Raw genomic sequence first — 25480 nt, forward strand, 5'->3', positions numbered from 1 at the left:
AGCCGGAACACGCCTCACTTCGAGACGCTGACCTCCCAAAGGCGCAGCTGCGACGCCCAGGGCGTCACGCCGCTGACCTTCTTGGAATGGGCGACGATATCGAGGTCGTTATGGGTGAAGATGGTCGGGACCTCGTTGATGAAGCGCTTGTGCAGGTCGTCGAAGATCTTCTGGCGCTCAGCGGTGTCGGTGACCACCATCGACTTCTGGATCAGGGCGAGCGCCTCCGGCTCCTCCCAGATCTTGCGCGGCTGCTTGTCCTTCGGGCCGGCGATCTGCTCGAACCCGAGCGCGGGGTCGAAGCGGCTCGAATAGGAGAAGGACTGCATCTGGTAGTTGCCCTTGTTATAGCGATCCAGCTGCGTCGCCCATTCAAGGACCTCGATCTCGGCATTGATGCCGGCCGCCTGCATCATCGCCTGAGCGATGACAGCGGTGTTGAAGCTCGGCACCGAGGAGCGCTTGTTGGCGAGGATCACGATCTTCTCGCCCTTGTAGCCGGCCTTCTGCAGCAGCGCCTTGGCGGCGGCGGGGTCGTATTTGAAGCCCTGCTTCTCGGCCTCGCCGTAATACTTGGAGGTCGTGTAGACCGGCGAGTTGTTGGGCTTGCCGAGGCCGTTGGTGACGTTGGCGACGAGCTCGGGGAAATCGATCGCGGCGGCGATCGCCTGGCGCAGCGCCTGGTTCTTCATGACGGGATCGCGCGTCTGGATGATCAGGCTGTGCCGGACCGGGTTCGGCGCGATGGCGAGCGTCAGGTTCGCGGCCTTCTTGAGGTCGGGCACGTCCGATTCCGGCATCAGCGCCATGTCGAGCGAGCCGGCGAGGAGGCCGGCCTTCACCGTCGCCGCGTCGGGGATGACCATGAAGCGGGCTTCCTTCACCAGCGGGCGCTTCGAGCCGATATAGCCGTCGCGCTTGTCGCCCTTGGGTGAGACATACTGGTCGAAGGCAAGGAGCTGGACCGACTGGGCGCGCTTCCACTCGCCGAGCATGAAGGGGCCGGTGCCGATCGGTTTGTCCCAGCTGCCATCGGCCTTGACCGAGTCCTTATGGATCACGGCGGTGCCGCCGCAATCGGCGCGGGCGAGCGAGTCGAGGAAGAGGCCGTTCGGCTCGTTGATCTCCATCACGACGGTGTCGGCATCGGGAGCCGAGGTCTTCTCGACCTTGAGGCCGTTGCGGCCGTCGAAATCCGACAAGCAACGCCAGTCGGTCTTCGGGTCCATGTAGCGGGTCCAGCTCCACAGCACGTCGGCCGAGGTCATGGTCGCGCCGTTATGGAACTTCACGCCCTTGCGCAGGCGAAAGGTGTAGGTCTTGCCATCTGGCGAGATCTCGACCTTTTCGGCCAGCAGCGGGCCGACCGAGCCGTCCTCGGCATAACCGACGAGGCCCTCGACCATGTGCAGCACGACGGAATCGGTGTTGCCGTCGCGGTTCACGCCCGGATTGGTCGAGCGGATGTCGGCGTTGAGCACGGCGGTCAGCGTCTGGGCCTGCAGGGCGCCGGCCGAAAGGGCCAGCGCAGCGGCGGAGACAAGGAAGCGCTTCATGATGTTTCCCCTGTTGTTCTTGTGATCGCTTAGCCGGCCTTGCGGGCGGCGCGGATGCGGCGAAGCTCGCCGGCGAAGAAATCCTCGACGACCGGCACGACCTTGACGCCGTCATGCGGCGTGTTCGGCACGAGGTCGAAGCGGGCGGCGATGCCGTGCGCGGCGAAATTGTCGCGCAGGCTCGCCAGCCGCTCCGGCCGGTTGGTGCCGGCATGGTTGGCGTCGGGCATCCAGTTGCGGCCGCCCGGCTTGTGGGTGATCTCCCAGGTCTCCAGATCGGCGGCGCCGACGACCATCTGCACCGCGACCTGCTTCATCGCGGGAATGTCGAGCTCCTGGCCAAAGAGTTCGGCGAAGTTGCGCGTGCCGACCCACCAGTCGCGGCTGGGATCGAGCAGGGTGACCGAGCCCGGCGCGCCGATCGAGACGCCCCAGAGCTTGTTCGGCTGCAGCATCAGGAAGCGGTGGGCGAAATGGCCGCCGCCGGAATAACCGAACAGGCCGAAGCGATCGAAGGCGATGCCGTAGCGCTCGGAGACCTCCTCGACGATGGCGAGCAGGACATGGTCGTAACGGAGGTTGCCCTCGCGCATGTACTTGAAACCGTCGCGATAGCCGTCGCCCATCACGCCGATCGGGAAGAGCGGCGCCAGGATGATGCAGTTGTTCCAGCGGGCGAAGGCCGAGAAGGCGTCGCGATAGCCGGTGAAGCCGCGGCCGGTGCCGTGCATGGCGACGATCAGCTCCGGCTTCTCGCCGCCCTGGCCCAGGCTCGGCGGGACATAGAGGCAATAGGGGAAGCGCGGATCGTGCTTCGAGGAATAGATCGAGGTCGGGCCGTACTCGTAGAGCGCCTTGGCGCGGGCGGCCGCCTCGGCATCGGGCTTGGCGGTCTGTTCTGCCACGGCGTTCACGGGCTCTCTCCTATGGCGAAATTATTGGCGCCAATTATGTTGCATGATATGGTTGTCTTCGCAACCAACTTCTTCCGTGTCGCGCGAATCCTGCTAGAGCGTTGGTTCGCCGCATGTTCGCTGACGCGGACCTTCGGTTCTTCACGCGAACCGGTGTCCAACCCGCTCGAAAATGCTTTAGAGAGCCTGCCATGACGTCCGAGCGGAAACGCAAGAACACCAGCACGCGGCGCGCCATGCTCGCCAACGAGATCGCGCAGGCGATCCGTCTGCGCGCGTTCAGGCCGGGCGAGTGGCTGCGCCAGATCGATCTCGAGGAGCGCTTCCAGGCGACCCGCTTCGACGTGCGCAGCGCGCTCGACGAACTCGCCGTGCGCAAGACGATCGAACATGTCCCGAACCGGGGCTATCGCGTCGCCGAGGTCGACCTGAAGACCTATGAGGAGATCATCGCGACGCGCATCATCCTGGAGCGGGCGACGGCCGAAGGCATCGTCGCGCGGATCGACGACGCTGCGATCGCACGGCTGGACGCGATGGCGGCACAGTTCTCCGCGGCGGTCACGACCGGCAGCCGGACCGAGCAGAGCGAGATCAACCGCGCCTTCCATCAATTCATGTATTCCTTCTGCGGCAATGCTGTGCTGGAGGAGATGATCTGGGGCCTGCGCGACCGCGGGCGCGGTTCGCAGATCACGGTGTGGAGCTCGCATGAACTGCTCCAGAAGAGCGACCGCGAGCATTTCGAGATGATGGCGGCCCTGAAGGCGCGCGATGCGGGGCGGCTGGCGGCCCTGATCGCGACCCATATCATCAAGGGCGCGCCCGTCGGCCCGGCGCCGATCGAGCCGGGCTGAACGGCCGCCACCCTCATTTGGCGACGGCGACCTCCCAGAGGCGCGGCCTGGAGGCGACCCACGGGGCAAAGCCCTGGAGGCGCTTCGAGACGACGGCCGTGTCGACCTGGTTGTAGAGGAAGATCAGCGGCGCATCGGCCAGCATCGTCACATGGAGTTGGTCGAAGATCTTGCCGCGCTCGGCCTCGTCACCGACCAGCGTCGCCTTCTCGATGAGGGCATCGGCCTCGCGATTGTCCCAGACCTTGGAGGGCAGCTTGACGCCCGGATTGGTCGAGCGGATGTCGGCATTGAGCGCGACATTGATGGTCTGTGCCTGAACTGCGCCGGTAAGAAGCGCGAGCGTCAGCACAGAGGCCGAAAAGCGGATCATTCCCGTTCCCTCGTTGTCTTGTCGTCCGGGCATGCCCCATGGGGCATGCCGCGCTGTCGGAGGTCGCGAAAGGCGAGGTGGTGGCCTTACGGGCCGGTGCTGACTTCCCAGGCGCGGGGCAGCGAGCTCAGCGTCGAGACATAGCCCTTGGTCTTGGCGCCCATGGCACCGCCGACGATGCCGTTATAGAGCATCACCATCGGCACCTCGGCGATGAAGCGCTTGTGCAGTTCGTCGAAGATCTTCTGGCGCTCGGCCTTGTCGTTCACGACCATGGACTTGTCGAGCAGGGCCTGAACCTCCGGATTGTCCCAGAGCTTGCGCGGCTGCTTGTCCTTCGGGCCGGTCATCGACTCGTAGCTCAGCGCAGGGTCCATGCGGCCCGAATAGGGGAAGGCCTGGATCGTGTAGTTGCCCTTGCTGTAGCGGTCGAGCTGCGTCGCCCATTCCAGCACCTCGATCTCGATGTTGAAGCCGACGGCCTGCAGCATCTGCTGGGCGACGACGGCGGCGTCGAAGCTTTCGGGATAGCGCTTGTTGGCGAGCATCACGATCTTCTCGCCCTTGTAGCCGGCCTCCGCGAGGAGCTTCTTGGCGGCGGCGGGGTCGTGTTTCCAGCCCTGCTTCTGGACCGGGCCGTAATAGGCGGAGAGCGCCGGCACGATCGAATTGTTGGGCGAGCCGATGCCGTCGGTGACGGCGCCGACCAGCTCCTTGGAGTCGATCGCCGCGGCCATGGCCTGGCGCAGCTTGACGTTCTGCAGCAGCGGGTCGCGGGTCTGGATGATCAGGCCGACGAGACCCATGCTGGTGACGACGGAGGTCTTGACCTTATCGTTCTTCTTGAGCTCGGCGATGTCGGTATTGGCGATGTCCGGGACGATATCGATATCGCCCTTCAGCAGGGCGGCCTTGGCGGTCGCGTTGTCGGGAATGACGAGGAAGCGGACCTCGTCGACCAGCGGTTTCTTGGCGCCGGTCAGGCCGTCGACCTTGCCGGGCAGCGAGGCGTAGTCGGCGAAGCGATCCAGCTTGATGTACTCGCCGCGCTTCCATTCCGCGAACTTGAACGGGCCGGTGCCGATCGGCTTGTCGAAGGAGCCGTCGGCCTTGACCGAGTCCTTGTGGAGGATGCCGGTCATGGCGCAATCGGTGCGGGCGAGCGCCGAGAGGAAGAGCGCGCTCGGCTTGTCCAGGTCGAAGACGACGGTCTTGTCGTTCGGTGCCGAGATCTTCTCGACCTTGACCTGGCCGCGGCCGTCGAATTCCGAGAGGCAGCGCCAGTCGGTCTTCGGGTCCATGTAGCGGTTCCAGCTCCACATGACGTCGGCCGCGGTCAGCGGCGCGCCGTTATGGAACTTCACGCCCTGGCGGAGCGTGAAGCTGTAGCTCTTGCCGTCCGCGGAGATGTCGATCTTCTCGGCCAGCAGCGGCTTCGGCAGGGCGTCCTCGCCATAGGCGACGAGGCCCTCGACCATCTGGACGACGACGCCATCGGTATTGGCGTCGCGGTTGACGCCCGGATTGATCGAGCGGATGTCGGCACGCAGCTGGATCTTGAGCGTGCTCGCCCCGGCGGCCGGGGCGAGGCCGCCGCACAGCAGCGCGGCGGCGAGGGCGGTGGTGGTGGTTCGGCGCATCATGTTCCCCTGTTGTTTTTTCGGTTGTGACGCGGTGTGACCGGATTATTCGGCCGCTTCGGCGAGCAGCACGGGCTCCTCGGTCAGGCTGTAGCGGGTGAAGACGCGGTTCTGGGCCGGCAGCGGCGCGACTTCCATGATCCCCTTCGCCGGCTGCATGACCACCATGGCGACCGTGGCCGAGAGGTTGCCCTGCTCGTTCGGGCGGGCCGGGCGGCAGACCGAATAGGGCGAGAGGAAATCGTCGAAGAAGGCCTGCTTGAGGTCGTCGACGGTCAGCTTGCGGCCGGCCTCGTCGAGCAGCTTGCGGACGCGCCAGTCGCGATAGAAGCTCTCCGGCACGCGCGGGATGCCGGTGTCCTTGATCTTGGTCAGGGCGATCTGGCCGACCCAGTGATTGGCGTGCACGATCATGCCGTCCTGCGGATAGAGCGGGAAGGCCTCGTCCGGGGCGCATTCGAAGTCGATGCCAAAACCCTTCACGGTCGAGAGCATCATGTTGTTCGAGCAGGCCTTCGGCGTCGTCGCCACCGCCTTGATGGCGAAGGCGAGATGCTCCTGCTCCAGTACCTTGCGGCGGATCAGGGCGAGCGGTACGCCGGCCTGCGTGAAGTCACGCTCGGATTCGAGGTAATTGGCGGTGATCGAGATGCCGGCCGCGTTCATGCCGCAGCGAGCGAGGCCGCCGGCCTCGACGAAGGTCAGGAAGTCCGGGCCGTCGGTGCGGCGCACGCGCAGCACGATCGCGGTCTCCGCGCATTCGGCCTTCCAGTCCCAGTTCTGGCCGTGGATCAGTTCGCCCGAGGCGCTGCGCTCCGGCAGAATGATCGCGCCGGTGCAGCCGTCGTCGAGCTCCTCCTGGGCCTCGATCGGCTTGTTCTTGACGAGGCGCGCCTTGGCGATGACCTCGGTGCGGGCATTGACCATGACGATGTCTTCGAGCGCGACGCCGGCGCCGTCGGCGATGCCGCGCATCTCCTCGATGTAATGCGCGCCGAAAGCCTCGATCTCCTTCGCGAACTCGGCGATCAGTACCGACTTGGCCTTGGCGTCGTAGCCGAGCTCGCCGAGCTGGCCGCCATAGAGCTCGATCGAGCGCTTGACGCGCTGCGGCACGGCCGCGCCGTGCTGGCGGCCACGCTCATAAGGGGTGCCGGATACATCGACGAAGGGGCAGGGCTGGACCATGGCGCATATCTTTCCGGTATGCTGACAGGAGATCGTGCTGTAGTGTATTTCATTATCAACTAAAACAATCAAGGGCCTTTCCCGATGGCGGCGCCGACCCGGCTGCAACAGGAGATCGCCGAACGCATCCTGCAGCTCGTGCGCGACGACGCACTGGCGGCCGGTGCCTGGCTCAACGAGAACGCCACGGCGAAGCGGCTCGGCGTGTCGCGCACACCCGTGCGTGCCGCGCTGGATCATCTTGCCGAGCAGGGCGTGGTGCGCCGGCATCTCAACAAGGGCATCGAGCTGATCCAGCTCCCGGCGGCGAACGAGAGTGCCCGCCCGCCGGAGACATTGGACCTCGCCATGGTGAGGCTGGCGCGCGAGCGCGAGAACGGCTTGCTGCCGGACGAAGTGTCGGAGCTCGAGGTGATGCGGCGCTACGAGCTCGGCCGGCCCGAGGCGCAGAAGCTGCTGGCGCGGCTGGCCGATCTCGACATGGTCGAGCGCAAGCCGGGCTATGGCTGGCGCTTCCTGCACGAGCCGCGCGACCAGCGCCTGCGCGACGAGAGCTATCGCTTCCGCCTGCTGATCGAGCCGATGGCGATGCTCGAGCCCGGTTTCCAGCTCGATCCCGGCTGGATCGCCGAGATGCGGGCGCGGCATGGTGAGGCACTGGAGCGGCCCTGGCGGGAATCGTCCAGCATCGCCTTCTACGAGATGAATGCCGATTTCCACGAGGGGCTCGCGGCGGCGACCGGCAACCGCTTCTTCCATTCGGCGATGCGGCGCCAGAACCAGCTCCGGCGCCTGTCGAACTATGACTGGGACCAGGGCATGGAGCGCGTGCGGGTGAACTGCGCCGAGCATATGGCCATGCTCGACCATCTGGAGGCGAGCGAGAACGAGGTCGCCTCGGCGCTGATGCGCAGCCACCTGCTGCGGGCGAGCAAGCTCAGGCGGACAACCAAGGTGGAGAAGGCGGGCGGCTGAAGGGCCGACGGCCGGTCATCGGATGGCTGTCCTGCCGTCGCGGTGGTTGACCCGGCGGCGATTTGGGCCAGCAATGGCCGCTATCCCGAATCCGACAGGTCGAGTGTCATGACTGTTCACCAGCGCCCCCAAGATCAGCGCCCCTCTGCCATCGATCCCGCCAAGCTCGACAAACTGGCCGAGGTCGCCATCCGCGTCGGCCTCAATCTCCAGCCGGGGCAGGACCTGTTCCTGACCGCGCCGGTCGCGGCACTGCCGCTGGTCCGGCTGATCGCCGCGCATGCCTACAAGGCCGGCGCCGGCATCGTGACGCCGATGCTGGCCGACGAGGAGGTGACACTCGCGCGCTATCGTTATGCGCCGGATGCGAGCTTCGACAAGGCGCCGGCCTGGCTCTACAAGGGCGTCGCCGAAGCCTTTTCCGCCAATACCGCCCGGCTCGCCATCGTCGGCGACAACCCCATGCTGCTGGCGAACGAGGACCCGGCCAAGGTCGGCCGCGCCAGCAAGGCGAACTCCCTGGCCTATCAGCCGGCGCTGGAGAAGATCGCCGGCTTCGACATCAACTGGAACATCCTTGCCTATCCGAGCGCAGCCTGGGCCAGGCAGGTCTTCCCGGATGACGCCGAGGAAGTGGCAGTCGGCAAGCTGGCGGAGGCGATCTTTTCGGCCTCGCGCATCGATCAGGCCGACCCGGTCGCGGCCTGGTCTGCTCATAATGCGGCGCTGCGGGCACGGCGCGACTGGCTGAACGGCCAGCGCTTCGCCTCGCTGCATTTCACCGGGCCCGGCACCGATCTTACCGTGGGGCTCGCCGATGGCCATGACTGGCAGGGCGGTGCCTCGCCGGCCAAGAACGGCATCGTCTGCAACCCGAACATCCCGACCGAGGAGGTTTTCACCACGCCGCATGCGCGCCGGGTCGAAGGCCACGTCTCCAGCACCAAGCCGCTCTCCTATCAGGGCTCGCTGATCGACGAGATCCAGGTGCGCTTCGAGGGCGGGCGGATCGTCGAGGCCAAGGCGTCGCGCGGCGAGGCGGTGCTGAACAAGGTGCTGGATACCGACGAGGGCGCGCGCCGGCTCGGCGAGGTCGCGCTGGTGCCGAATTCCTCGCCGATCTCGAAGAGCGGCATCCTGTTCTACAACACGCTCTTCGACGAGAACGCGTCCTGCCATATCGCGCTCGGACAGTGCTATTCGAAATGCTTCGTCGACGGCGCCAACCTGACGCCGGACCAGATCGCGGCGCAGGGCGGCAACAAGAGCCTGATCCATATCGACTGGATGATCGGCTCCGGCAAGGTCGATATCGACGGCGTCCATGAGGACGGCCGGCGCGTACCGGTGTTCCGCAAGGGCGAGTGGGCCTGAGCGGCCTCAGCCCGCGTTCGCCCGGGGCCAATCCCCCAGCGATGGGCGGTGATGTCCGTCGCGCCCGGTCGTGGCGGGCGCGGCGACCATCGCGTTGAGCACGGCTTCCTGCGTCGCCTCGGCAGCGGCGCGGAAGAGCGTGTCGATGCGGTTCTCGTTGAGGGCGCGCAGCGGCACGAGATCATCAGGCTGATCGTGGTCGATCGGATCCGCCGTGGTGAAGGCGACGGCGATGTCGCCGCTGCCATTGCCCCAGAAGGCGCCGAGTCGGGCGAGGCCGGCGCCGCCGCGTCGCGCGATGCGCTGAAGCTGCCGCGATTCCAGCGGCACGTCGGTCGCGATGACGAGTATGACCGAGCCACGCTCGCTCTGCGGCTTCGCCTCGGGCGGAGCCGGGCGGCGGCCATCGGGCAGGACGAGGTCGCCGGCATTGCCGAAATTGGCGAGCGCGAGCAGGCCGAGCGTGTGATCGGCGCCGTCGAGCGTGAAGCGGCGCGAGGCCGTACCGATGCCGCCCTTGAAGCCGAAGGCGCTCATGCCGGTGCCGGCGCCGACCGCGCCTTCCGCGACGGGGCCGGAAGCGGCGGCGTCGAGCGCGGCGAAGGCGTGGGCCTGCGTCAGCGCGCGAGCGCGGATGTCGGAGAGATAGCCGTCATTGCATTCGAGCACGACTGGATTGACCGTCCCGGTCTGCCGACCGATGTCGGGATTATCAGCGAGCGCGCGCGTCACCAGTGCATCGAAACCGGTGCCGACGCTCAGGGTATTGCCGAGCAGCAGGGGGGTCTCGATCTGACCGAGCTCGGCGAGCTGCATCAGCCCGGCGCTTTTGCCGAAGCCGTTGATGACATCGACCGCGGCGCGGACCTTCCGGCGAAACAGGTTGCCGTCATGCGGCAGAAGCGCCGTGAAGCCGGTCCGCAGATCGCCCTCGTTCAAGGTGTAATGGCCGAGCTTGACGCCGGGCACGTCGGTGATCGCGTTGAATGGGCCGGTCTGCAGGATGCCGCAGATGAGGCCGAAGTCGCGAAGGCGCTGGGTCATGGCGTGGTCCGATAAAGTTAGGCCGGGTCAGCGCGGCAGGCTCGTGCCGAGCCCCTGTGCGCGGGCTTTTTCGACGGCGAGATGGGCGAGCGCGAGATCGGCCAGCGCCACGCCGCGGAAGCAGAAGAAGGAGCGGCCGGCCGGTGCTGTCGGGTGCGGGGCTCCCGCGAGCTCCGACATGTCATGGCCGAAGGCGACGGTCGTGACCGGATTGCCGGCGGCGTCATAAGGCGCACGCGACTGTTCGAGGCTGTCGGTGGCGAGCACGTCGAAGGCAGGCAGGGTCTCCGGCAACCAGCTCCGGCCGGTATCGACTGCAGCGGCGAAGGCGACGGGCTTTAAGCGCTGCGCATTGAGGAAGGGCGCCATGCCGGGGCCGCCCGGCACCATCGAGATGACGATATCGCTCTGCGCCAGCAGGGCGTCGGCATCATCAAGCACCTGTGCGGCAAGGTCGGTCGAGCGCGCGGCCTCGGCGAGGCGCTCGGCCGAGGCGCGGCTGCGGCTCATGGCCAGTGCCGTCGTCAGGCCCGGATAGAGCGCGCGGAAGGCGGCGAGATGGGCATGGGCCTGCAATCCGCATCCGACGAAGCCGATGGTGCGCGGCGTGGGCGGTGCGAGGCGCGAGGCTGCGGCGGCGGTGATCGCGGCTGTCCGGATCAGGGTGATCTCGTCGCCGTCGAGGATCGCGCGCGGCATGCCCGTCGCAAAGTCGTTGACGCAGATCAGCGCGCTGACGGCGGGCAGGGACGAGCCTGCCGCGACCGGCGCCATCGCCACCCATTTCACCGTGGCAATTTGCTGTGCGGAGGACGCCGCCGTCATCGCCTGGAAGCCATGGCCGGCCCCGAGCGTCAGCGCCGTTTTCGGGATGCTCCGGTTCAGCCCGGCGGCGTGGTCGCGAAAGCCCTGCAGCACGGCCTCGCGGGCCTCGTCAGGCGAGATCGCCAGCGCCCGGACGTCGTCGCGCGAAAGATACAGCAGGCTGTCGCTCATCCGGTGATCTCCATGACCGCAGGCAGGCGAGGCCCGAGGCGGCAAGGAGGCCGGGATACAGCCAAGCCGGACCGGCGTCGAGGCGCCTGCCGGGTTCCCGAGCGGAAGCGAAAACGCGGTCACAGGATTGACATCTTCCTTAACTCGCGTATTTTTCCTATTATTGCAACTCAAGTTCCATTTAATGGAACTTTAAGGGTGAAGCCGCGATGTCCATCCTGTCATCGGCCGTGGATGTGCTTCGCTGTTTTTCCAGCACACGCCATGACGTGACGGTGACGGACCTCGTCACTTTGTTGGGCATGCCGAAGAGCAATGCCTCGCGTCTGCTGCGGGCGATGCGCGACGAAGGGCTGCTGGAGACGGTCGGCGAGAGCAAGCGCTACCGACCCTCGCTGCTGCTCAATCAGGTCGGCCATCTCTATCGCTTCGCCGCTTCGCTGATCGACCGTGCCGACGCGGTGGTCGGCAACATCTCCGACCGGATCGGCCATACCGGCTATGTCAGTGTCCGTCGTGGCACCGATATCGTCGCGGTCACCGCCCATCCCGGCCGCCATGCGCTCAGGGTCGTCACCTCGATCGGCGACCGCATTCCGGCATTTGCCTCCAGCACCGGCCGCGCCCTGCTCGCGCGTCTGCCGGATGACGAGGTTCGTGCGCTTTATCCGGCGGGTTTCAGCGCGCCGTCCGAGACGGCGCCGCGCGACATGGACGACCTGCTAGCTCGCCTGGCGCGCGTTCGCGACGAGGGTTTCGCCGAATCCCGCGACGAAGCTGTGCGCGGCGTGCGCGCGCTCTCGGTCGCTGTCGGCGATCCCGCAACCGGCGACGAGGTCGCGCTCTGCCTGTCCTTCCCGGCCGCCACGGTCGAGCCGGCCGAACGCATCGCCATCATCCGTTCGCTCGGGGAGGGTGCCGCCGAGATCGCGGCCCTGACCCATGACAAGCGCTTCCACCCCTTGAACCTCTCAATCGCGGAGACCGCTCCATGAGCAATCGTTGGCGTATCGGCTTCGACATCGGCGGCACCTTCACCGATTTCATCCTCTACGACTCGCAGGAGCGTTCGGTCCGGCTGCACAAGCGCCTGACCACTCCGCATGACCCCTCTGAAGCGGCGCTGATCGGTCTTGGTGAACTGACCGAGATGGCCGGGATCACGCTGGCCGATGTCGGTGACATCGTCCACGGCACGACGCTCGTCACCAATGCGGTGATCGAGCGCAAGGGCTCGAAGCTCGGCCTCATCACCACGCGCGGCTTCCGCGACATCCTCGAAATGGGGACCGAGCAGCGCTACGATATCTACGACCTGTTCCTGACCTTCCCCGATCCGCTGGTCTCGCGGGAACACCGCCTCGAAGTGGCCGAGCGTATCGACCGCGATGGCAATGTGGTCACCGCGCTCGATGCGGATGCGGTGCGCAAGGCCGCCCGCGAGCTGGAAGCCGCCGGCTGCGAGGCGATCGCGGTCTGCTTCCTCAACAGCTACCGCAACCCCGCGCATGAGCAGGAAGCCGGCCGCATCATCCGCGAGACCTGCCCGGAGCTGACCGTTTCGCTGTCGAGCGAGGTCGTTGCCGAGATCTGGGAATACCAGCGCTTCGTCACCACCGCGGCGAATGCCTATGTCCAGCCTCTGATGCGGCGCTACCTGCAGCGGCTTGAGCGCGAGCTTGCGGCCCGCTCCTTCACGGGATCGCTGACGCTGATGCATTCGGCCGGTGGCCTCGTTTCGCCTGAGACGGCGCGCACCTTCCCGATCCGCCTGCTCGAGAGCGGCCCGGCCGGCGGCGGCCTCGCCACGGCGCTGTTCGGCGAGCTCGCCGGTCATAAGGACGTGATCTCATTCGACATGGGCGGCACCACCGCCAAGGCCTGCATGATCGAGGACGGCCGCGCCGAGATCGCGCCGATGCTCGAAGCCGGCCGCGTCAACCGCTTCGCCAAGGGCTCCGGCCTGCCGATCAAGGCGCCCGTCATCGACATGATCGAGATCGGTGCCGGCGGCGGCTCGATCGCGGCGATCGACGAGGTCGGGCTGCTCAAGGTCGGCCCGCATTCGGCCGGCTCCGATCCCGGTCCTGCCTGCTACGGCATGGGCGGCACCAAGCCGACCGTGACCGACGCCAATCTCGTGCTCGGCTATTACGATCCCGGTTTCTTCCTGGGCGGGCGCATGGCGCTTGATCTGGAGGCGGCCCGCAAGGCCGTCTCGACGGTTGCTGCGCCGCTCGGCCTCTCGATCGAGGAAGCGGCCTGGGGCATCCACAAGGTCGTGGTCGAAAGCATGGGCGCCGCCGCCCGCGTCCATCTCGTCGAGAAGGGCAAGGACCCGCGCCATTACGCCATGGTCGGCTTCGGCGGCGCCGGTCCGGCGCATGCCGTCGATGTCGCCCGCGTGCTCGGCGTCAAGCAGGTCATCATCCCGCCGGCCTCGGGCGCGGCTTCCGCGCTCGGCTTCCTCGCTGCGCCGCTTTCCTTCGACATGGTGCGTTCGCTGCCGGTCGAATTCTCCGAGGGCTTCGATGCGGCTGCCGTCAACGCCATGCTCGGCCAGCTCGAGGCGGAAGGGCGCAAGCACCTGATCGAGGCCGGGGTGAAGCCCGCCGACGTCACGGTCGAGCGTACGGCCGATATGCGCCTCGTCGGCCAGATGCACGACATCTCCGTGCCGCTGCCGGCCGGGACCATCGATGCGGCGAGCCTCGAAGCGATCCGCGCCGCCTTCAGCAAGGCCTATTCCGCCCGCTACACCTCGGTCTATGAGGGCGCGCGGCTGGAGGCGATCAATTTCCGTGTTCGCTGCGCGGGGCCGGTTCCGACCCTCTCGCTCTCCGGCGCGGCCGGCGGTGGCGATGCAGCGGCCAAGATCAAGGGCACGCGCAAGGCCTGGTTCGAGGGCGGCTGGAGCGAGGCCACGGTCTATGACCGCTATGCCCTGCGTTCCGGCGACACCGTCAAGGGCCCGGCGATCATCGAGGAGCGCGAGGCGACCACGATCGTGCCGCCCGGCGACAGCGTCGCCATCGACGATGTCCTGAACCTCATCATCCATGTCGGCCAGGCCAGTGCGGCCGAGACCACCATCACCGCCGACATGCCTCTGGCCGAGGCCGCGCGCCGGATCGAGGCCGATCCGATCTCGCTGGAGATCATGTGGAGCCGGATGATCAACGTCGTCGAGGAGATGTGGCTGACGGTCTGCCGCACCGCCTTCTCGCTGGTGATTTCGGAAGCGCAGGACTTCGCCTGCGAACTGCTCGACCCCGAAGGCGAAACGCTGGCGCATTCGCCTCGCGCGATGCCGGTGTTCAACCTGACGCTGCCGCGTGCGGTCAAGGCGCTGCTGGAGCGCTATCCGGCCGAGACGCTGAAGCCCGGCGACGTGCTGATCACCAACGATCCCTGGCTCTGCGCCGGCCATCTCTTCGACATCGCGATCGTCACGCCGGTCTTCCTCGGCGACCGCGTCGTCGGGCTGATGGGTACGGTCGGCCATGTCTCGGATATTGGCGGCACCAAGGATTCGCTCCGGGCTCGCGAGATCTACGAGGAGGGCTTCCAGATCCCGCCGATGAAGCTCTACGAGGCCGGCCGGATCAACGAGACGCTGGTGCGCCTGCTCGGTGAGAACGTGCGCAATTCCGAGCAGGTGCTCGGCGATCTCCACTCCTTCGTCGCGGCCAATGCGATCGGTGCCGAGCGGTTGCAGTCCTTCCTCACCGACTACGGCATGCAGGACCTCCGGGCGCTCGCCCATGTCGTGCAGAGCCGCTCGGAGAAGGCGATGCGCGAGGCGATCCGCGCGCTGCCTGATGGCACCTATCACGGCACGGTCTCGAACAACCCGCTGGGCACGCCGATGACCTATCCGCTGGCGCTGACGGTGAAGGACGACACGATCCATCTCGACTTCGCCGGAGCCCCGCCGCAGCTCCCGCAGGGCGGGTTGAACTGCACGCTCAACTACACGATGGCGCATGCGACCTACCCGCTGAAATGCATGCTGACGCCGTCGGTGCGCGGCAATGCCGGCTGTTACCGCGCCTTCTCGGTCGAGGCCCCGAAGGGCTCGATCCTGAACTGCGACAAGCCGCTGGCGGTGAATCTGCGGACGCGGACGGGCTGGTATCTCGCGCCGAATATCTTCCGTGCGCTGTCCAAGGCGGCGCCGAAGCAGGTTCAGGCCTTCACCGGCCTGCCGGTGGCGGCGAGCGTCTATGGCCGCGACGCAATCGGCGACACGTATTCGGACATGCTCTTCTGTGGCGGCGGTCAGGGCGGCTCGGCCCAGGGCGATGGCAAGTCGGGTCTGCTCTATCCGACCTCGGCGGCGAACACCTCGATCGAGACCTTCGAATCGCGGGTGCCGGTGCTGGTGGTCGAGAAGACCTACCTCACCGATTCCGGCGGCGCCGGCCAGCATCGCGGCGGCCTCGGCCAGCGCGTGCGGCTGCGCAAGCTCGCCGATGACGGGCTGCCGACGCTGGTCTCGCTCTATCCGGAAGGGGTCAACAACCCGATCCCGGGCCTGTTCGGCGGCAAGGCCGGCGGTGGTGCCTCCGGCCGGGTCATCGACGAGCAGGGCCATGTCCTCAGGGACGTCGGCACCGGCGAGCTCGTCCAGGTCACGCAGCCGCACGAGATCGTCGAGCTCGTGCTCGCCGGTGGCGCCGGCTACGGCCCGGCCTCCGAGCGCTCGCGCGAGGCGATCGCCCGCGACATCGCGCTCGGGCTGGTTTCTCCGGATGCCGCCAAGCGCGATTACGGCGTGCAGGGCGCGCATGCCACGCAGGATGTCGGCGAAGCCAAGGCCGGCATCCTGGTTGCCTGAGCGACAGGGATCACAACGCACACGCCCGACAGGGGCCAATAAGGGGACTGAGGCATGACCAATCCAACGAAGGGGGTGCCTCGGCGGCACCCCAGCCTGTTCGAGCCGGCGACGCTGCTGCTCATCGCCGTGCTCTGCGTCTTCGGCGCGATCATCGGCATGCAGCTTCTGGTGTCGCTCGGCATCACCGCCAACACCTCGCTGATCGGCGCGCTCGCCGCCATGGCGCTGGCGCGCGTGCCGCTCGCGATCTTCGCCCGCTACCGTTCGATCCATGTCCAGAACCTGGCCCAGAGTGCGATCTCCTCGGCCACGTTCGGCGCGGCGAACAGCCTGCTCCTGCCGGTCGGCATTCCCTGGCTGCTCGGCCGGCCGGACCTCGTCCTGCCGATGCTGGCGGGCGCCTTCTTCGCGATGCTGCTCGACGCCTACCTGCTCTACCGGATGTTCGATTCCCGCGTCTTCCCGGCGACGGGCGCCTGGCCTCCGGGCGTCGCCGCCGCCGAGGCGATCAAGGCCGGCGACGAGGGCGGCCGCAAGGCGGTGCTGATGGGTATCGGCTTCGGCACCGGTGTTGCCGCCCCCTTCATCAAGATTCCGCTGGCCTGGATCGGCTTCGCCGGCTCGACCGCCGTCTCCGGCATTCCGATGTCGGCCTTCGGCGTCGCATTCATCGGCAATATCTGGGCGCTCGCGATGTTCGGCATCGGCCTGTTGCTGCGCGGCTATTCCGGCCAGCTCTTCAGCGGACCGACCTTCGAGACCCTTATCCCCAAGGGCGACCTGATGGCTGCCTATATCCCGCACGGCTTCATGATCGGCGCCGGCCTCGTCGCGCTGCTTCAGGTGGCGGTGCTGCTGTTCCGCCGCAGCGAGGCCAAGGCGGGCGAGGCGACTGCGGGTGTCTCGGATGTCGAGGTGAAGCGGGCGCTCGGCCTCGGCACGGTCGGCTATCTCGTGATCGCCGTGTTCATCGCGGTGGTCGGCGGGCTGATGAGCGACATGTCGATGGGCATGCTGATCCTGTTCGTGCTCTACGCCGCCTTCGCAGCCTATGTGCATGAACTGATCGTCGGCCTCGCCGCGATGCATTCCGGCTGGTTCCCGGCCTTCGCGGTGGCGCTGATCACGCTGATCATCGGCATGCTCATCGGCTTCCCGATGCCGGCCCTGGCGCTGCTCGTCGGCTTCTCGGCCGCGACGGGACCTGCCTTCGCCGACATGGGCTATGACCTGAAGGCTGGCTATCTGCTGCGTGGCAACGGCGCCGACCCCGCCTTCGAACTCGAGGGCCGCCGCCAGCAGCTTTTCGCCGCGATGTTCGCCTTCGTCGTCGCGGGCGCGGTGGTGCTGGTCTCCTACCAGTCCTTCTTCGACCAGAACCTCGTCGCCCCCGTGAACAAGGTCTATGCCGCGACGATTAAGGCAGGCGTGGCTCCGGGTGTTGCCTGGCAGCTCTTCATCTGGGCGATCCCCGGCGCGATCCTGCAGTTCATCGGCGGGCCGAAGCGGCAGATCGGTGTGCTCTTCGCCACCGGCCTGCTGATCAATTTCCCGATGGCGGGCTGGGCGGTTCTGGCCGGTATCCTCTGCCGGATCATCTGGGAGAAGCTGCGCGGCGCGAGCGGCGAGGGCGACATGGAGGTCTTCGCGGCCGGCGTGATCGCGGGCGATGCGATCTTCTCCTTCTTCGACTCCGTCTCGAAGAATTTCTGGAAGCGCTGAACGAGACCGGCCCCGGAGCGACCGCCCCGGGGCCCCTTCATTTCGGAAGAGGGGTTGCCATGAGCAAGCTGGGCATGCTGACCATCGGCCAGGCGCCGCGCGCCGACATCACGCCGATCCTCGACGGCGTGCTGGATACGCGTCTGCCGCGCCGCCATGCCGGGGTGCTGGATGGCCTGAGCCGCGCCGAGATCGAACGGGGTTTCGCGGCCGAGGCCGGCAAGCCGGTGCTGATCACCAAATTGCTCGATGGCAGCGCGGTCGTCATCGACCGGGCGCGCACCGAGGCGGCGGCGCAAGTCAAGCTCGCGATGTTGGAGGCCGAGGGCTGCACGACGATCCTGATGCTCTGCACCGGGCATTTCGAGAGCCTCAGGACGGAGACGGCGCGATTGATCGAGCCCGATCGCATCCTGCCGCCGACCGTGGCGGCATTGGTGCAAGGGGGGCAACTCGGCATCATCGTGCCGCTGGTCGAGCAGATCGCGTCCGAGGCCGGGAAATGGGCGCCGCTTGGCCGAGCGCCGCTCTATGCGGCTGCCTCGCCCTATGGCGGTGGTGGGGCTTCGGTCGCGGAAGCAGCTCGCGATCTTGCCGGGCGCGGAGCCGAGATCCTGCTGATGGACTGCATGGGCTTCGTCGAGCGGCATCGCCGCGAGGCGGCGGAAGCCGGCCTGCCGGTCATCCTCTCCAACAGCCTGATCGCCAAGCTGGTCTCCGAGATCGTCTGACCGCTGGCATCGTCCCAAAAGAAAAGGCCGTCCTTGGGCGGCCTTTTCCGTCTGCGAAGGGCAGGAGCCTCACTTCGGCGCGAAGATGCCGACGCTGCTTGCGGTGATGTCAAAGGAGAGCGTGGCGACCACGGCCGCGCCGCACCATTTCGAGCGCCCGCTAGCCGTGGTGATGCCGCGCGGATCGGCCGTCAGCGCGAAACACTCCGTCTTCGACAGGGTGGTGTCGTGATAGCGGAGATCGGCGGTGAGGTTCTTCCAGTTATAGGACACGCCGGCATTCCAGTAGGTGTAGTCCGGGAGGTTGGTTGCCGGCACCGTCGACCAGATCGCGAGATTGGTGGTGCCGAGCCAGTAATGTCCGAGCTCGCCGGAGACCGAGAGGCCTTCGAGGAAGGGCAGGTTGTACTTGGCGGTCACCGAGGCATAGGTGCCGCTCGCGCCGGTGCCAAGCCAGTCCCAGGCGTAATAGGCACTGGCGCCAAGCGTCAGGCTCTCCGCGAAGGTATAGGAGACCTTGCCGTAGACTTCGGTGAAGTCGGTGTTCTTCGGGGTCCAGAACACGCCGGTGGCGTCGATGAGCTGCTTCTCGCTGGGGTAATAGTACTGCATCACGCCGAAATCGAAGGCGAGATCGCCGAATTTCGGCCGGATGCCGCCGTAGAAATCGATCTCGGCATCGGGCCGCGTGGCGAGGTCGACGCTGGCGCCGTAGACGCCGACATAGAACAGGTTGTTGTAGACCTGCAGCTCGGCGCCGCCGCCGATGCCGGGCTTGCGGTCGGTTTGCGAGATTCCACGGAAATTGTAGTCGGTCTGGGCCTTCACGTTGACGGCGATGTCGAACCAGGTGATCGCCGGGACGACCGGGACCGGCGGCGCGCCCTTCTTGCTCGGCAGGTCGGAGGCCTGGGCGCCGCTGACGCCCGCCGCCAGGGCCAAGCCCAGAATCGAGGAACGGAAGAGATCAGGCATCTGCAAAAACCCCTCGCCGCGCAGTGATCGCGCTGTCACGCCATCAAGCGGACGAGGCGCGTTTTCCGGCAAGGCGAGCTTTTGGGCCGATCGCCCACGCAAAAAGCAAGGGCCCCCGAAACGAGGGCCTTCGCGCCTGCGAAAAAGGCAGTCGGGATTATCCGGTGATGTGTGACAATTTTGTCACGACCAGAAAGCCATTAGCCGGTCCGTTCAGCGCTGGACCGGCTGGCTCGCATAGGCCGCCGTCGACTGGTCGAGGCTGGAGGTTCTGAGGCCGGTGGCACGACGCGGTGGCAGCGGAGCGCTGGTGCTGGTCGGTTGAGCCGGAACGACCGAGACCACAGGGGCCGAAGCGGTGGTCATGCCCTGATCGGCCGTGCCGCCGAAGGTCGGCATGAAGCTGAGCGCGCGCTGCAGGAACGGCTTGTCCTCGACCGGGGCAGCCGGGACGACCGGGGTCGAGGAGGCGTTCGCCAGCACCGGCGCCTGCTGGGCGTTGCCCGGGGTGACCTTGGCGAGCTGCGTGGCGGCAGGCGCCGCAGCCGGGCGCGGTGCCACCAGGGCGGGCTTGGCTTCCACCGGCTTGGCGGGCTCCTCGACCGGCGCTGCGGCGACGGCGGCGAGAACGGCGTCATTGTCGGCGGAGGCGGCGCGCACGGTCGCCTTGGCCTTGCCGGCATTGTCGAGCACGACGACGCGCGGGCCAATGGCGAGCGCGTCCTGGCGGCTAATGCCGACATCCCGCGACGCCCAGGAGGCGGAGCGGTTCAAGGCGTCGGCTCCATTGGAGGCGAGCGCGCGCTTGAAGGAGGTGTGCTGGTCGCCGTCGTCATAGATCAGCTTGATCGCGGGCGTGCCCTTGGCGACGAGCGATGCGACCTGGACCTCGTCCTCGCGGCGCTTCTCGGCGACGGCGGCGGGAGCTTGGCCGCCGTTGAAGACATAGCGGCCGCCGGCGACGGAGACGGCCGGCTCGTCCTTGGTGACTTCGAAATAGTCGGAGCCTTCCTTCAGGTTCTTCCAGAAGGCGATGTTCGGGTCGAGGCGGTGCTTGGCGAGGTTCTGCGCGGTCATCCGGAAGGGATAGGCCTGCATCTGCACGGCGCGCTGGCCGGCATTCTGGGCCTCGCGCACCAGGGCGTAGATCTCGCCGATCTGGTCGTCCGTCATCGAATAGCAGCCGGCCGAGGAGCAGGCGCCATGCACCATCAGATGCGCGCCGGTGCGGCCATAGGAGCGGTCATAGGCGTTGGGATAGCCCATGTTGAAAGAGACGTAATAGGACGAGTTCGGGTTCATCTGCTGCGGCGCGATGGCATAGAAGCCTTCCGGCGCCATGCGATCGCCCTCGCGAACCTTCGGGCCGAGCTGGCCGGACCAGCGGCACATCGGATAGGTCTTCAGCAGCGCGTATTGTCCGTCGGCCTTGCGCTTCCAGACCTCGAGCTCCGATTCCTTCTTGAAGGAACGGATGATGATCGGCTGGTCCTTGCTCATGCCCTTCTCGGACATGAGCGCGTAGGTCGCGTTCGGAATCGGGATGTTGTGGCGGGCAGAGCCGCGATAACGGTCTTCCTCGCAGGCAGCCAGCGTCAATGCAACAAAAGCCACGAGCGCGAGTTGCTTGATTGCCACGTCGTCAATCCCATCGAACGGCAGGCCGGGGCGCGACCTGTGACTTCGCAAGACGGCCAAATTGTGCCCGTCGACTCGTATTAGATGCGTTAGGCTTGACGGTTCCTTACCATAGGCTTCCCGGGTCTGGCCACATGGTCAACGCTGGGTAAAGAAACCTTGCCTTCGCGGGTGCGAGATATCTCGCAGCCCCGGATTGCTCAGAGATTGCGGCCGATCGCTAGGAACTTGTCCGCGCGCTTGTTGACGATGTCATCGGCGCTGAGACCGGCCAGATCGGCGAGCGCGGCGGAGATCGCATCGCCCGCGCGGTTGATCGCGGCCTGGCCGTCGCGATGGGCGCCGCCCGTCGGCTCCTGCACGATCCGGTCGATGATGCCGAATTTCAGCAGATCCTGTGCCGTGATCTTCATGCCGGTCGCGGCGTCCTGGGCGCGGGCGGTGTCGCGCCAGAGAATCGAGGCCGCGCCTTCCGGCGAGATCACCGAATAGATCGCGTGCTCCAGCATCATGACGCGGCTGGCGGCGGCGATCGCGATCGCCCCGCCCGAACCGCCCTCGCCGATGACGAGCGCGACGCTTGGGCTGCGCAAGCCGAGCCAGGTCTCGGTCGAGCGGGCGATGGCCTCGGCCTGGCCGCGCTCCTCCGCCTCGATGCCTGGATAGGCGCCGGCGGTATCAACGAAGCTCAGGACCGGCAGGCCGAAGCGGTCGGCGAGCTCGGCCAGGCGCACGGCCTTGCGATAGCCCTCGGGCTTGGGCATGCCGAAATTGTGCCGGATGCGGGTCTCGGTCGAGTCGCCCTTTTCCTGGCCGATGACGCAGACCGGTTCGCCGCGGAAGCGGCCGAAGCCGCCGACGATGGCCTCGTCCTCGCCGAAGGCGCGGTCGCCGGCGAGCGGGGTGAACTCGGTGATCAGCCCGGCGCAGTAATCCTTGAAATGCGGGCGCTGCGGATGGCGCGCCACCAGCGTCTTCTGCCAGGGCGTCAGCGCGGCATAGAGCTCCTTCAGCGCCTGGCTGGCGCGGGCGTCGAGCTTGCCGATCTCCTCCGACAGAGAGATACCGTCGCCGCGTGCCTCGAGGGCCCGCAGTTCATCCGCCTTCGCCTCCAGCTCGGCGACCGGTTTCTCGAAATCCAGATAGCTACGCATCGTGATCCAGTTCAGATTCCGCGCCATGAGCGGGCGGAGCGGCGGTTTACAGTGAAACCGGGCTTGAAAAGCGGCGGACCTTGGTCGCGCCCAGGCGAAATTGTCAACCCGTTCGTGGCTTCACAGGCGGGTTTGCCGCACGCGGCGTCGGTGCGGGTTGTGGCAGAAGGACGGGCCTCAGCGCGAAACTGCGCCGTGTCGCGCGCAAGGGCGCGCGCCGGTAGAACTGCTTGGTAGCGTCGATGATATGGACGCCAGCGAAGGGGAGCGAGAGGCCGGCACCGATCTGCTCCCAGGCCAGCGCCGAGCGCATCAGCAGCCGTTTTTGCAGGGGCGGGACATAGAGAGCTTCGGTCCAGTGCTCGGGCGAGAATTCGGCGCCACGCATCAAGGCGGAGAGCTGCCGGCGGCTGAAGGGGCGGCCCTGGCCGAAGGGCGTGCCGTCCATCCGGGCCCAGAGCCCGCGCCGGTTCGGCACGACGAGGATCATGCGGCCGCCGGGATTGAGCACGCGCGAAACCTCCTCCAGGAGATCGTCGGGGCTTTCGGTCTCCTCAAGCGCATGGACGAGCACGACCCGGTCGATCGAGGCTGTCGGGAGCGGCAGGAGCGTCGGCTCGACCAGGGCGGAGGCGGAGAGACCGGGCGAGGGCCAGTTCACCACGCCCTGTGCTGCCGGCATGAAGGCGATGGTCCGCTCGGCCTGCATGCCGAGCACGGAAAGATACGGCGTCGAATAGCCGAGGCCGAGCAGGCGCTGGCGCGCGCAATCCGGCCAGAACCGCAGCATCGCGCGGCCGATGACGCGCCGGGCGACATGGCCGAGCGGGCTCGCATAGAAGGCGCGCAGGTCGACGACGTCGAGAGGCATGGCGCTTGAAATGGAACGCGCGCGGCCCGAACGCAAGAGCTGCCCTGCGGTGAAGCCGGGTTGATCGGCGGACGGGCATGGCCCATGCAGGGCGCGTGATCGCTCGCCGTTCCGGTGGGCCGACCCTGCCGGAGGAAGCCATGCCGCTCGACCTTCACGTTTTCCGCACGCTCAACGACAATGCGGGCGCGCTGCTCCACGACCCTGCCAGCGGCGCCTGCGCGGCTGTCGACGTGCCCGATGCCGGCGAGACGCTTGCCGCCGCCAGGGCCAAGGGCTGGACGATCAGCGACATCTTCATCACCCACGCCCATCACGACCACACGCAGGGCGTCGCCGAGGTGAAGCAGGCAACGGGCGCGAACGTCGTCGGCCCGGCCGACGCACGGACGAGCGCGCCGCTCGACCGCGTCCTTAGCGAAGGTGATGCCGTTACGCTCGGCGGCGAAAGCTTCGAGATCTGGCATACGCCCGGCCATTCCGACGGGCATCTGAGCCTCATTGGTCGCGGCGCCAAGCTCGCGCTGGTCGGTGATGTCGTCTTCGTGATGGGCTGCGGGCGGGTCCAGCCCGGCCAGATGGAGCGGATGTGGACCTCGCTCTCGCGCCTGATGGGGCTGCCGGGCGATACCCGCCTGCTCGGCGGCCATGACTACACGCTCTCCAATGCCCGCTTTGCCCGCTCGGTCGATCCGGCGAACGAGGTGCTCAAGGCACGCTTCACCGAGGCGGAGAAGGCCAAGACGGAAGGCCGGTTCTGGGCGCTGACCACGGTCGCCGAGGAAAAGGCGACCAATCCGTTCTTCCGGGCAGCAGAGCCCGCGCTGGCGAAGGCGGTAGGCCTGGCGGGCGCTGCACCGGGCGAGGTCTTCGCGGCCCTACGCGAAGCCAAGAACCGGTTCTGAGCATGGCGATGCAGCTCGACGGGCTGACGGCGGCGGAGGTGATCCGCCTGCTCGACCTCAAACCCCACCCCGAGGGTGGCCATTATCGCGAGACTTTTCGCGATGGAGCCGGGCCGGAAGGCAGGGGTTTCTCGACCGCGATCTACTACCTGCTCGATACCGGAGAGACTTCGGAATGGCATCGCGTCGATGCCGCCGAGATCTGGCATCATTATGCCGGGGCGCCGCTGGTCATCACGGTCTCGCCGAACGGGCATGACGCTTCGGCCCATCATCTGGGCATCGAGCTTGCAGCTGGCCAGCGGCCGCAATTCGTGGTTCCGGCCGGCTGGTGGCAGAGCGCGACCTCGCTCGGTGCCTGGACGCTGGTCGGTTGCACGGTCGCGCCGGGTTTCGAGTTCAAGGGCTTCGAGATGGCGCTGCCGGGCTGGCGGCCGACACCGCGCAAGCCGTCCGGGGGGATAGGATGCTGACGAAAGCGGACAACAGCGAACTCGTGCTCGGCTGCGAGCGACGCATCATCAATGCCTGGCCGGCGCTCTCGACGCTCGTCGTCGGCGATTGGGTGCTGCGCTTCGCCAATGGTTATTCCGGCCGGGCCAACTCGGCGACGCCGTTGAGCTATGGCGCCGAACTCGACACCACGATGCTCGACCTGATCGAGGAGCTCTATCGCGCCGACGGGCTTACTCCCGCGATCCGGCTGACGCCACTGGTGGCGGAGGCGACGCGTGCGGCGGTGCTGGAGCGCGGCTACCGGGTCAAGGACAGGTCCTTCGGCCAGATCGCGCCGCTCGCCGGTTTTGCCGCTTCCGAAGAGGCTGAATTGCAGATCGAGGCGCGGCCGAGCCTGGAATGGACGGCCGGCGCCGCCGCGCTCCAGAGCGGCAACAAGACCCATGTCACCAATCTCGCGGCCATCATCGAGAAGGTTCGGTTGCCGGCCGCTTTCGCGACCTGGGTGGTCGAGGGCGAGGCGGTGGCGTTCGGCATGAGCGTCGCCGAGCGCGGCATGGCTGAGATCGGCCTGATCTGCGTCCATCCCGATCATCGCGGCCACGGTTATGGCCGCAAGATCGTGCGGGGACTGATGGGTTGGGCTGCGGCGATGGGCAGCCACAGCGCTTATCTGCAGGTCGAGCAGAGCAATGCGGTCGCGATCAACCTCTATGGCAGTCTCGGCTTCCGGCAGCTCTATGCCTACGAGACGCGCATCCTCGACTGAGGCGTTTCAACGCGTCAGCAGCGCCGTCCCATAGAGGCCGATGGCGAAGAGGGTGTGGCTGACGAAATTGAGCATGCGGATCTGGTTCGCGTTCGGCTTCTTCGAGGCCGCGATGCCCATGCCCATGCCGGGCTGCAGGATGAACCAGCCGCAGCCGATCGTCACCCAGCCGACGATGAGTGCCGGCAGGAAGGTCGGGTTACGGGCCCAACCGGCGCCGGCGATCGCCAGCACGATGCCGGCGAAAGCGATGCCTATGAGATAATGGCAGATCCAGCCGATCGCGAGCTCGCCGGCCACGGGTTCGGACTTGGCGATGTCCTCATGCCAGACGCGGCCGCGCGGCAGGTGGGCGAACCAGCGGCCGGGCATCGCCCAGTTCGGCTTGGGGAAGCCGAAAAGGCGCAGGAACTGGGCCCAGATATCGGTGAGTGCGGTCGCGCCGACGCCGATGACGACCATCCGCAAGATCAGATCCGACACGTTCCATCCCCCAAGG

The 25480-nt window shown here is 67.0% G+C and carries 22 protein-coding genes; 10 read left to right on the plus strand and 12 right to left on the minus strand.

Annotation, left to right across the window (positions count from 1 at the left end; genetic code table 11):
* Nucleotides 1-14: 14 nt before the first annotated feature.
* Nucleotides 15-1556, minus strand: a complete 1542-nt coding sequence (locus ACODTJ_RS15605; RefSeq protein WP_454654580.1) for an ABC transporter substrate-binding protein — start codon at nucleotides 1554-1556, stop codon at nucleotides 15-17.
* A gap of 29 nt (nucleotides 1557-1585) precedes the next feature.
* Nucleotides 1586-2470: an alpha/beta hydrolase family protein gene (locus tag ACODTJ_RS15610; protein ID WP_454654582.1), complete on the minus strand. Its 885-nt coding sequence runs from the start codon at nucleotides 2468-2470 to the stop codon at nucleotides 1586-1588.
* Nucleotides 2471-2661: 191 nt separating this feature from the next.
* Between ACODTJ_RS15610 and ACODTJ_RS15615 the strand changes: the two genes are divergently transcribed.
* Nucleotides 2662-3327: a GntR family transcriptional regulator gene (locus ACODTJ_RS15615; RefSeq protein ID WP_454654583.1), complete on the plus strand. Its 666-nt coding sequence runs from the start codon at nucleotides 2662-2664 to the stop codon at nucleotides 3325-3327.
* Nucleotides 3328-3340: 13 nt separating this feature from the next.
* On the opposite strand, the gene ACODTJ_RS15620 is transcribed toward ACODTJ_RS15615, so the two are convergent.
* The 3 genes from ACODTJ_RS15620 to ACODTJ_RS15630 all read right to left on the minus strand — a co-directional run bounded on the left by ACODTJ_RS15620 (nucleotide 3341) and on the right by ACODTJ_RS15630 (nucleotide 6528).
* A complete protein-coding gene (locus ACODTJ_RS15620; protein ID WP_454654585.1) occupies nucleotides 3341-3700 on the minus strand; it encodes a hypothetical protein in 360 nt (119 codons plus the stop codon).
* An 86-nt stretch (nucleotides 3701-3786) separates the two neighbouring features.
* Nucleotides 3787-5343 carry an ABC transporter substrate-binding protein gene (locus ACODTJ_RS15625; protein WP_454654587.1) on the minus strand — a complete coding sequence of 519 codons (1557 nt, stop codon included), beginning with the start codon at nucleotides 5341-5343 and terminating at the stop codon, nucleotides 3787-3789.
* A gap of 42 nt (nucleotides 5344-5385) precedes the next feature.
* Nucleotides 5386-6528: a C45 family autoproteolytic acyltransferase/hydrolase gene (locus ACODTJ_RS15630; protein WP_454654588.1), complete on the minus strand. Its 1143-nt coding sequence runs from the start codon at nucleotides 6526-6528 to the stop codon at nucleotides 5386-5388.
* 84 nt (nucleotides 6529-6612) lie between these two features.
* On the opposite strand from ACODTJ_RS15630, the gene ACODTJ_RS15635 reads away from it, so the two are divergent.
* Nucleotides 6613-7503, plus strand: coding sequence for a GntR family transcriptional regulator (locus ACODTJ_RS15635; protein WP_454654589.1), 891 nt, complete (start codon nucleotides 6613-6615; stop codon nucleotides 7501-7503).
* Between the two features lie 108 nt (nucleotides 7504-7611).
* The gene (locus ACODTJ_RS15640; RefSeq protein ID WP_454654591.1) at nucleotides 7612-8877 is read left to right on the plus strand and encodes an aminopeptidase; all 1266 of its coding nucleotides are present in this window, start codon (nucleotides 7612-7614) and stop codon (nucleotides 8875-8877) included.
* Between the two features lie 6 nt (nucleotides 8878-8883).
* On the opposite strand, the gene ACODTJ_RS15645 is transcribed toward ACODTJ_RS15640, so the two are convergent.
* Both ACODTJ_RS15645 and ACODTJ_RS15650 read right to left on the minus strand, forming a co-directional pair.
* Nucleotides 8884-9921 (minus strand): DmpA family aminopeptidase, encoded by a 1038-nt coding sequence (locus ACODTJ_RS15645; protein ID WP_454654593.1) that lies wholly within the window; start codon nucleotides 9919-9921, stop codon nucleotides 8884-8886.
* Nucleotides 9922-9948: 27 nt separating this feature from the next.
* Nucleotides 9949-10917, minus strand: a complete 969-nt coding sequence (locus tag ACODTJ_RS15650) for a hypothetical protein (protein WP_454654594.1) — start codon at nucleotides 10915-10917, stop codon at nucleotides 9949-9951.
* Nucleotides 10918-11126: 209 nt separating this feature from the next.
* On the opposite strand from ACODTJ_RS15650, the gene ACODTJ_RS15655 reads away from it, so the two are divergent.
* The 4 genes from ACODTJ_RS15655 to ACODTJ_RS15670 are packed head-to-tail and all read left to right on the plus strand — an operon-like array spanning nucleotide 11127 to nucleotide 18213.
* Nucleotides 11127-11912, plus strand: coding sequence for an IclR family transcriptional regulator (locus tag ACODTJ_RS15655; protein ID WP_454654596.1), 786 nt, complete (start codon nucleotides 11127-11129; stop codon nucleotides 11910-11912).
* Nucleotides 11909-15757, plus strand: a complete 3849-nt coding sequence (locus ACODTJ_RS15660) for a hydantoinase B/oxoprolinase family protein (RefSeq protein ID WP_454654598.1) — start codon at nucleotides 11909-11911, stop codon at nucleotides 15755-15757. Before ACODTJ_RS15655 ends, ACODTJ_RS15660 begins: the two co-directional genes overlap by 4 nt.
* 54 nt (nucleotides 15758-15811) lie before the next feature.
* Nucleotides 15812-17482, plus strand: coding sequence for an OPT/YSL family transporter (locus tag ACODTJ_RS15665; RefSeq protein WP_488849319.1), 1671 nt, complete (start codon nucleotides 15812-15814; stop codon nucleotides 17480-17482).
* Between the two features lie 59 nt (nucleotides 17483-17541).
* Nucleotides 17542-18213, plus strand: a complete 672-nt coding sequence (locus tag ACODTJ_RS15670) for an AroM family protein (RefSeq protein ID WP_488849321.1) — start codon at nucleotides 17542-17544, stop codon at nucleotides 18211-18213.
* Between the two features lie 69 nt (nucleotides 18214-18282).
* Here ACODTJ_RS15670 and ACODTJ_RS15675 read toward each other — a convergent pair whose 3' ends face one another.
* The 4 genes from ACODTJ_RS15675 to ACODTJ_RS15690 form a co-directional block, all read right to left on the minus strand.
* Nucleotides 18283-19188 (minus strand): TorF family putative porin, encoded by a 906-nt coding sequence (locus ACODTJ_RS15675; RefSeq protein WP_454654603.1) that lies wholly within the window; start codon nucleotides 19186-19188, stop codon nucleotides 18283-18285.
* Between the two features lie 213 nt (nucleotides 19189-19401).
* Entirely contained in the window at nucleotides 19402-20826 is a 1425-nt protein-coding gene (locus tag ACODTJ_RS15680; protein WP_454654604.1) for a L,D-transpeptidase family protein, read from the minus strand.
* 200 nt (nucleotides 20827-21026) lie between these two features.
* Nucleotides 21027-21980, minus strand: a complete 954-nt coding sequence (locus ACODTJ_RS15685; protein ID WP_454654605.1) for an acetyl-CoA carboxylase carboxyltransferase subunit alpha — start codon at nucleotides 21978-21980, stop codon at nucleotides 21027-21029.
* A gap of 103 nt (nucleotides 21981-22083) precedes the next feature.
* Nucleotides 22084-22851, minus strand: a complete 768-nt coding sequence (locus tag ACODTJ_RS15690) for a class I SAM-dependent methyltransferase (protein WP_298922752.1) — start codon at nucleotides 22849-22851, stop codon at nucleotides 22084-22086.
* 140 nt (nucleotides 22852-22991) lie between these two features.
* On the opposite strand from ACODTJ_RS15690, the gene gloB reads away from it, so the two are divergent.
* From gloB to ACODTJ_RS15705, 3 genes are read left to right on the plus strand one after another with little or no spacing between them, the layout of a single operon-like run.
* Nucleotides 22992-23756, plus strand: a complete 765-nt coding sequence (gene gloB, locus ACODTJ_RS15695; protein WP_298922751.1) for a hydroxyacylglutathione hydrolase — start codon at nucleotides 22992-22994, stop codon at nucleotides 23754-23756.
* Nucleotides 23757-23764: 8 nt separating this feature from the next.
* Entirely contained in the window at nucleotides 23765-24229 is a 465-nt protein-coding gene (locus ACODTJ_RS15700; protein WP_298922754.1) for a cupin domain-containing protein, read from the plus strand.
* Nucleotides 24223-24981, plus strand: a complete 759-nt coding sequence (locus ACODTJ_RS15705; RefSeq protein ID WP_298922750.1) for a GNAT family N-acetyltransferase — start codon at nucleotides 24223-24225, stop codon at nucleotides 24979-24981. The genes ACODTJ_RS15700 and ACODTJ_RS15705 overlap by 7 nt, the downstream gene beginning before the upstream one ends.
* Before the next feature lie 6 nt (nucleotides 24982-24987).
* Here ACODTJ_RS15705 and ACODTJ_RS15710 read toward each other — a convergent pair whose 3' ends face one another.
* Nucleotides 24988-25443, minus strand: a complete 456-nt coding sequence (locus ACODTJ_RS15710) for a DUF2938 domain-containing protein (protein WP_488849400.1) — start codon at nucleotides 25441-25443, stop codon at nucleotides 24988-24990.
* Nucleotides 25444-25480 lie beyond the last annotated feature (37 nt).

The organism is Allobosea sp. FG18, from assembly GCF_057809495.1.